Raw genomic sequence first — 7071 nt, 5'->3', positions numbered from 1 at the left:
CGCCTCGCCCGGCGCCCAGCGCGCCGCGGCGACGACGCTGCCCAGCGGCGAGGTCAGGCGCAGCTCGCCGCGCTCGCCGTCGCCCTGCAGCTCGAAGGCGCTGGCGATGCGGCGGGCCGGTGCATCGGCCGGGTGCACCTCGACCGACATCCGGCCCGAAACCCAGGCCCCGGGCGAACGCGGCGGCGTCGTGCATCCCGCCAGCGCGGCCAGCGCCAGCGCCGCCAGCACCGCGGGCAGCAGCCGTCTCATGCCGTCCGGCTCAACGCGTGACCTTCAGGCGCTTCAGCGTCTCGGCCAGCACCTCGTTGCCGGCGTCGCGCGCCCGCGCCTCGGCCCAGATGCGCCGGGCCTCGTCCTGGCGGCCTTCGGCCCAGAGCACCTCGCCCAGGTGGGCGGCGATCTCGGCGTCGGGGCGCGAGGTATAGGCGCGCTGCAGCAGGCGCAGCGCCTCGGCGCGGTTGCCCAGCCGGTACTCGACCCAGCCCAGGCTGTCGGTGATGAACGGGTCGTTGGGCGAGAGCTCCAGCGCACGCGCGATCAGGTCGCGCGCCTCGGGCAGGCGCTCGCCGCGATCGGCGAGCGAATAACCGAGCGCGTTGTAGGCGTGCGCGTTGTCGGGCTTGAGCACGATGACACGGCGCAGCAGCTGTTCCATCTCGTCGCTGCGGCCCAGCTTGTCGGCCAGCATCGACTGTTCGTACAGCAGCTCCGGATCGTCGGGTTCGCGCTGCAGCGCCTGCGCGGTGACCTCGTAGGCCTCCTGCCAGCGCTTGACCTCGCGCAGCATCGAGGCTTCGGCGTCGAGCTTGGAGCGCGCGTCCTGCGGCCCCCGTTCGGGCACGGCCTGCAGCAGCCTGCGGGCTTCGTCGACACGGCCCTGGCGCGCGAGCAGCGTCGAGCGCCGGGCCTGCACCTCCAGCGCGCGCTGCGGGTCGTCGATCAGCGCCAGCCAGGCTTCGGCGGCCTGATAGTCGCCGCGCTGCTCGGCCGAGCTCGCGAGCATCAGCCAAGCCTGGATGCGGCCTTGCGCCGGCACCGCGGCGACGTCCTCGTCGTCGCCGGCGGTGTCAGCGGGCGGCGTCGGCGCGGGCGCCTGCTCGGCCGTCAGCTCGAGGTAGCGGCGCAGCGCCTTCTCGCCTGGCACCGGCTGCTTCAGGTCCAGGTAGAGCGCACCCAGCGTCAGGTAGGGCGGCGCGAGTTCGGGCCGCTGCTGCGTCACGATCTCCATCTGGCGCAGCGCCTCGGCATAGCGCTGCGTGGCCGTCAGCGCGCGTGCATAGAGCAGGCGCAGGCCGAACTCGCTCTGCGGCCGCGCCAGGTATTCGACGACGATGGGCTCGACCTCGGGCCGCGTCGGCAGCAGCTCCAGCGCCAGCAGCACCGGCCCCTGCGCCGCCGGGTCGGCGGCGTGTGCCTGGCGCACCAGGTCCAGCGCCCGCGCCGGGTCGCCGCCGGCCAGCCAGGCGCGGCCGATCGCGACCTGCGCGGCAACACGCGTGTCCGGCGCCTCGAGGTAGGGCGTCAGCACCTGCTCGACGAGGCGGGCGCCGTGCGCCTGGTCAGCGGCACGCTGCAGGAAACGCGGCACCGCGGCGATCAGGCTGCTGCGTTCGGACGCCGGTGCCAGCAGCAGCAGCGCACGCAGTGGGTCGGCGGCCTGATCCAGCCGGTTCAGCGCCGACAGGATCTGCAACTCGGTGCGCAGCGCCTCCTGCGAGGTCGGCACCGCGGCGCGCCAGGCGCGTGTGGCGCTCAGGGCCTCTTCGCCGGCACGCGCCTGCAGCGCGATCTCGACGGCGCGGCGGAACAGGGTCTCGTCCTGGCTGCGGCGCGCGGCGTCCAGGATCACCTGGTAGGCGGCGCCGGGGTCGCCTTCGCGCAACTGCAGTTCACCGATCATCAACTGGTAGAAGAGCGGAGCGTCCAGCGTCGAGTTGCGCACCGGCTGCGAAGCGGCGGCGCCGGCCGCGGGGGCCGCGTCCTGGGCCCAGGCGCAGGCGGCGGCCAGGCCGAGCGCGGCGGCCAGCAGGCGTTGGCGGTGAAGACGGGGGGCGGCGGCGAAGAGGCGACGAGGCATCTCGACATAATGCCGCATGCCCGAATTGCCCGAAGTCGAAGTCACACGCAGGGGCATAGATGAACCGCTGCGCGGCGCCCAGGTGCTGGCGCTGCGGCTGGGCAAGGCGCTGCGCTGGCCGCTGGGTGTAGCGCCCGAAGCGCTGGTCGGCAGCCGGCTGTTGCCGGTGCAGCGCCGCGGCAAGTACCTCTGGCTGCCGGTGGTGCCCGGGCCGCAGGGGGGCTGCGGCGGCGGGCTGCTGCTGCACCTGGGCATGTCGGGTTCGCTGGCGCTGCAGCCGGCCGACACGCTGCCGGGTGCGCACGACCATTTCGACCTCGTCACGACCCAGGGCACGCTGCGCCTGACCGACCCGCGGCGTTTCGGTGCGGTCGTCTGGTCGCCGTCCATCGCCGACGAGCCGGCGTCCAGGCTGCTCGCCGCGCTCGGCCCCGAACCCTTCGACGAGACGCTGACGCCGGCCACGTTCCACGCCGCGCTGCAGCGCCACCGCGCGCCGGTGAAGGCGGTGCTGCTGTCGGGACGCATCGTCGTCGGCGCCGGCAACATCTACGCCTGCGAGGCGCTGCACGAAGCCGGCATCCACCCGGCCACGCCCTGCGAGCGCATCGGCCCGCAGCGTGCTGCGCGGCTGCTGCAGGCGCTGCGCGAGACGCTGGCGCGTGCCATCGCGCTGGGCGGCTCGACGCTGCGCGACTTCCGCGACGTGCACGGCATGAGCGGCGCGTTCCAGCAGCACGCACGCGTCTACGGCCGCGAAGGCCAGGCCTGCCCGCGCTGCGGCGCGGCGGTGCGCCGCATCGTGCAGGGGCAGCGCGCGACCTACTACTGCGCCGCCTGCCAGCGCCGCTGAGCCTGCTCCGGCGCGACGGATTACGCAGTGTTGCCTTGTCGCGTGCGCCCGTCGGCCCGGGCGCACGGGGGGCTGAGCTAGCATCCATCGGCCGATGCAGAGCTCCCTCGTCACCACGCTCGAGACCTTGTCGGCCTGGCGGCACGAAGTCGATCGCCGGGTCGGGGTCTTCGTGCGATTCCTCGCCGACCACGACCTCGCCGACCCGACCCAGGCCGAGTTGCTCGCCGGGCTGCGCGCGCGCCTGACCTCCGAACGCATCCTGCTGGCCTTCGTCGCCGAGTTCTCGCGCGGCAAGTCCGAGCTGATCAACGCGATCTTCTTCGCTGCCGCCGGGCGGCGCGTGATGCCGGCGACACCCGGGCGCACGACGATGTGCCCGGTCGAACTCTTCCACGACCCGGCACTGCCGCCGCGGCTGGCGCTGCTGCCGATCGAGACCCGCCTGGCCGGCCTGTCGCTGGCCGAACTGCGCGGGCGCGACGACGCCTGGCAGCAGCTGCCTCTGGACCCCGCCGACGCCGACGGCCTGGAACGCACGCTGGCGGCGGTGACGCGCACGCGTCGCGTCGCCGTCGACGAAGCGCGGGCGCTCGGCTTCTGGCACGAGGACCGCCCCGAGGACAACCCGCCGGTCGGTGCCGACGGCCGCGTCGAGGTGCCGGCCTGGCGCCACGCGCTGATCAACTTCCCGCACGAACTGCTGTCGCGCGGCCTCGTCGTGCTCGACACGCCGGGGCTCAACGCCATCGGCGCCGAACCCGAGCTGACGCTGTCGCTGCTGCCCTCGGCCCACGCCTGCGTCTTCCTGCTCGCCGCCGACACCGGGGTCACGCGCTCGGATCTCGCGATCTGGCGCGAGCACCTGGGTGCCGACGGGCTGGAACGTTTCGTCGTGCTGAACAAGATCGACACGCTCGCCGACCCGCTGGTCCCCGCTGCGACGGTGGCAGCGCAGATCGAGCGCCAGCGCGAGCTGAGCGCCGCCGCGCTCGGCCTGCCGCGTTCGCGCGTGTTCCCGTTGTCGGCGCGTGACGCGCTGGCCGCGCGTGTCGCCGGCGACGCCGGCGCGCTGGCGCGCAGCCGTCTGCCCGAGCTGGAAGCGGCGCTGAGCGCCGAGCTGATCCCGCGCCAGCACGAGGTGCTGGCCCATGCGGCAGCCGGCAGCGCGCAGCAGATGCGCAGCGCCGCCTCGCGCCGCCTGGCCGACCGCCGCCGCCAGCTCGCCGAGCAGCTGCTCGAGCTGCGCGGCCTGCGCGGCAAGAGCACGGCCAAGGTGCGGCTGATGCTCGAGCGCATCGACGCCGAATCGGACGAGTTCGACGGTTGCCTCAAGCGCCTGTCGGCCTTGCGTGCGGTGCAGTCGCGCCAGCTCTCGGAGCTGGGCGCGCGGCTGGGCAGCGACGCGCTGCGCACCGAGGTCGCGGCGATGCTGTCGGCCATCGGCGGCCTGCCGTTCTCGGGTGCGTCGCGCGAGTCTTTCGCGACGCTCTTCAAGCGCCTGCGCGCCGCGCTGGGTGACGCCGCGGCACGCACCGACGAGATGCGCCGCATGCTCGACTCGAGCTTCGTGCAGCTCAACACCGAACACGGCTTCGCCTTCGCGCTGCAGCCGCCGCCGCCGCTGACGCGTTACGACGACGAACTCGACACGCTGGAGCAGAACTACAGCCGCTACCTCGGCCTGGCCCAGGGCTGGCGCATGGCGCTGCCGGGTTTTGCCGAGCAGTTCCGCCGCATGCTGGTGGCCAAGCTGCGTGTGGTCTTCGAGAGCGCCTCGCACGACGTCGAGGTCTGGAGCAAGTCGCAGTCGGCCCAGGTCGACGAACAGCTGCGCGAACGCCGCCGCGCCTTCCGCCGCCGGCGCGAGGCGCTGGAGCGCATCCAGGCGGCCTCGGGCGAGCTCGAGGCCCGCATCGCCGAGGTCGAACTGCAGGACGCGCATCTGGTCGCGCTGCACGGCGCGCTCGACCGCGTCGTCGACGAACTCGTCACCGCGGCGCGCGACACGACCGCCGCCGACAGCGCCCACGCGCCGCTGGTGCTGGACGCCGCCTGATGCCGGCACGCGGCATCGCCGGGCGCGTCGTGCGCTGGCAGCGCGAGCACGGCCGCCACGCGCTGCCGTGGCAGAACACGCGCGACCCCTACCGCATCTGGCTGTCCGAGGTGATGCTGCAGCAGACCCAGGTGACGACGGTGCTCGCCTACTACGCCCGTTTCCTCGAGCGTTTCCCCGAGGTCGCAGCGCTCGCCGCCGCGCCGCTGGACGAGGTGCTGGCGCTGTGGAGCGGGCTGGGCTACTACAGCCGCGCACGCAACCTGCACCGCTGCGCGCAGGCGGTGGTCGCCGAACACGGCGGGCGCTTCCCGGGCACGGCGGCCGAGCTGGCGACGCTGCCCGGCATCGGCCGCTCCACCGCTGCCGCCGTCGCCGCCTTCGCCTATGGCGAACGGGCCGCGATCCTGGACGGCAACGTCAAGCGTGTGCTGGCGCGTGCGACCGGATTCGCCGGCGACCTGGCGCGCCCGGCCGAGCAGCGTGCGCTGTGGAGCCAGGCCGAGGCGCTGCTGCCGGAACACGACATCGAGCGCTACACGCAGGGGCTGATGGACCTGGGTGCGACCGTCTGCCTGGCGCGCCGGCCGCAGTGCGGGCGCTGTCCGCTCGAGGAGGTCTGCATCGCCCGGGCCGAAGGCGCGCCCGAGCGCTATCCGGTGAAGACACGCACGCTGCGCCGCGGCCGGCGCCGCCACGCGCTGCTGTGGCTGGAGCAGGGCGAGCGGGTGCGCCTGGTGCAGCGCCCGGAAACCGGCGTCTGGGCGGGGCTGTGGAGCCTGCCGGAATACGAGTCGGCCGAGGCCCTGGCGGCGCTGGTCGCCGGCTGGCCGGGGCAGGGCGGCTGGCTGGCGCCGTTCGAACACGTGCTGACGCACTTCGACTGGACGCTGGAGCCGCTGCGCTGGACGCTGCCGCCGGCCCAGGCCGCCGAACCCGGCACCGACGACGTCGAGGCCGCGCTGCCGCCCGGGCGCTGGTTCACACGCGCCGAAGCGCTGGCCCTGGGGCTGCCGGCGCCGGTGCGGCGCCTGCTCGAAGCCGGTTGAGGGGTCTGCCGCATAGGCGCTTCGCCGCAAAGCCAAGCGACCGCCGTGGACCGGCTCTGCCGGGCCACTGGCGGTGCCCCCTTGAGGGGGAAGCGCCGAAGGCGCTTTCGGGGGTGGTCCGTTACCCGACGATGATCTGCTTGTCGCGCAGGTAGCCGTCGACGATGGACAGCCGGATCACCGGATCCTCGAGCTCCATCAGCTTCTGCTTGGCCGCCAGCGACACCGGCAGCAGCTCGCACCAGCGGTTGGCCACCCAGCCGGCGTCGCCGAAGCGGTAGGGCTCGGCGAAGGGCTGGTGGCCTTGTTCGTCGAGCTTGCGGATCGCTTCCCCGAGCGCCTGCACCGTCGGCTGCATCGCGTCGCCCGGCGCACGCAGCGCGTCGGCGGCAACCTCGTCGACCGCGCAGGTCCAGAGTCCGTCGGCCTGCTGCACCGGCGTGCCGGCGAGGCGGAACCGCTCCAGCCCGGTGCCGCGCACCCGCAGCAGCCCAGGGCCGTCGGCGTCGACTTCGTCGAGCCGCGCCACGACCCCGACCCGTTCGAGCTTCACGCCCTGCGCCGCGGTCCCGGTCTCGCGCCCCTGCTGCAGGCAGACGATGCCGAAACCGCTGCCTTCGCGCAGGCTGCGTGCGACGAGGTCCAGGTAACGCGCCTCGAACACCTTCAGCCCGAGCAGCCCGCCGGGGAACAGTACGGCCTGCAGCGGGAACAGCGGCATGACGCTCGGTGAGCTCATCGACAAGCCCTCGCCCTGCCGCCTGCGCCGGTCTTCCCCTCGGGGACAGCCCGCCCCCGGCGGGCAGGGGGAGCGGCGGTGGCAAGCGGGCCGGATCCGATCCGGGTCTCCCGGTCGGATCCGGAGCCCTGTCGGGGAACGGCCGCCGGGCCGCCTGCGCCAGCCTTCCCCTCGGGGACAGCCCGCCCCCGGCGGGCAGGGGGAGCGGCGGTGGCAAGCGGGCCGGATCCGATCCGGGTCTCCCGGTCGGATCCGGAGCCCTGTCGGGGAACGGCCGCCGGGCCGCCTGCG

Annotated in this window: 5 protein-coding genes and 1 pseudogene; 3 read left to right on the top strand and 3 right to left on the bottom strand. The window is 74.2% G+C overall.

Translation table 11 applies throughout. The annotated features are described in order from the left end of the window. A pseudogene (locus tag CKO43_RS24310) lies at window positions 1-252 on the bottom strand (outer membrane lipoprotein LolB); the annotation flags it as partial. Between the two features lie 10 nt (window positions 253-262). Next, entirely contained in the window at window positions 263-2080 is a 1818-nt protein-coding gene (locus CKO43_RS24305; protein WP_242481356.1) for a tetratricopeptide repeat protein, read from the bottom strand. Between the two features lie 16 nt (window positions 2081-2096). On the opposite strand from CKO43_RS24305, the gene mutM reads away from it, so the two are divergent. The 3 genes from mutM to mutY all read left to right on the top strand — a co-directional run bounded on the left by mutM (window position 2097) and on the right by mutY (window position 6041). Further along, on the top strand, window positions 2097-2933 hold the full coding sequence (gene mutM / locus CKO43_RS24300) for a bifunctional DNA-formamidopyrimidine glycosylase/DNA-(apurinic or apyrimidinic site) lyase (RefSeq protein WP_200380273.1): 837 nt from the start codon (window positions 2097-2099) through the stop codon (window positions 2931-2933). 94 nt (window positions 2934-3027) lie between these two features. Continuing rightward, window positions 3028-4992, top strand: coding sequence for a dynamin family protein (locus CKO43_RS24295; RefSeq protein ID WP_200380272.1), 1965 nt, complete (start codon window positions 3028-3030; stop codon window positions 4990-4992). Further along, window positions 4992-6041, top strand: a complete 1050-nt coding sequence (gene mutY, locus CKO43_RS24290) for an A/G-specific adenine glycosylase (RefSeq protein WP_200380271.1) — start codon at window positions 4992-4994, stop codon at window positions 6039-6041. The genes CKO43_RS24295 and mutY overlap by 1 nt, the downstream gene beginning before the upstream one ends. Window positions 6042-6162: 121 nt before the next feature. Here mutY and CKO43_RS24285 read toward each other — a convergent pair whose 3' ends face one another. Then, window positions 6163-6780 carry an LON peptidase substrate-binding domain-containing protein gene (locus CKO43_RS24285; RefSeq protein ID WP_200380270.1) on the bottom strand — a complete coding sequence of 206 codons (618 nt, stop codon included), beginning with the start codon at window positions 6778-6780 and terminating at the stop codon, window positions 6163-6165. Window positions 6781-7071 lie beyond the last annotated feature (291 nt).

Source organism: Rubrivivax gelatinosus (genome assembly GCF_016583785.1).
In the GTDB taxonomy this organism is placed as follows: domain Bacteria; phylum Pseudomonadota; class Gammaproteobacteria; order Burkholderiales; family Burkholderiaceae_C; genus Rubrivivax; species Rubrivivax gelatinosus_B.
The sequence above is the reverse complement of the archived record's forward strand: the minus strand, read 5'-3'. Positions and strand labels throughout refer to the sequence as shown.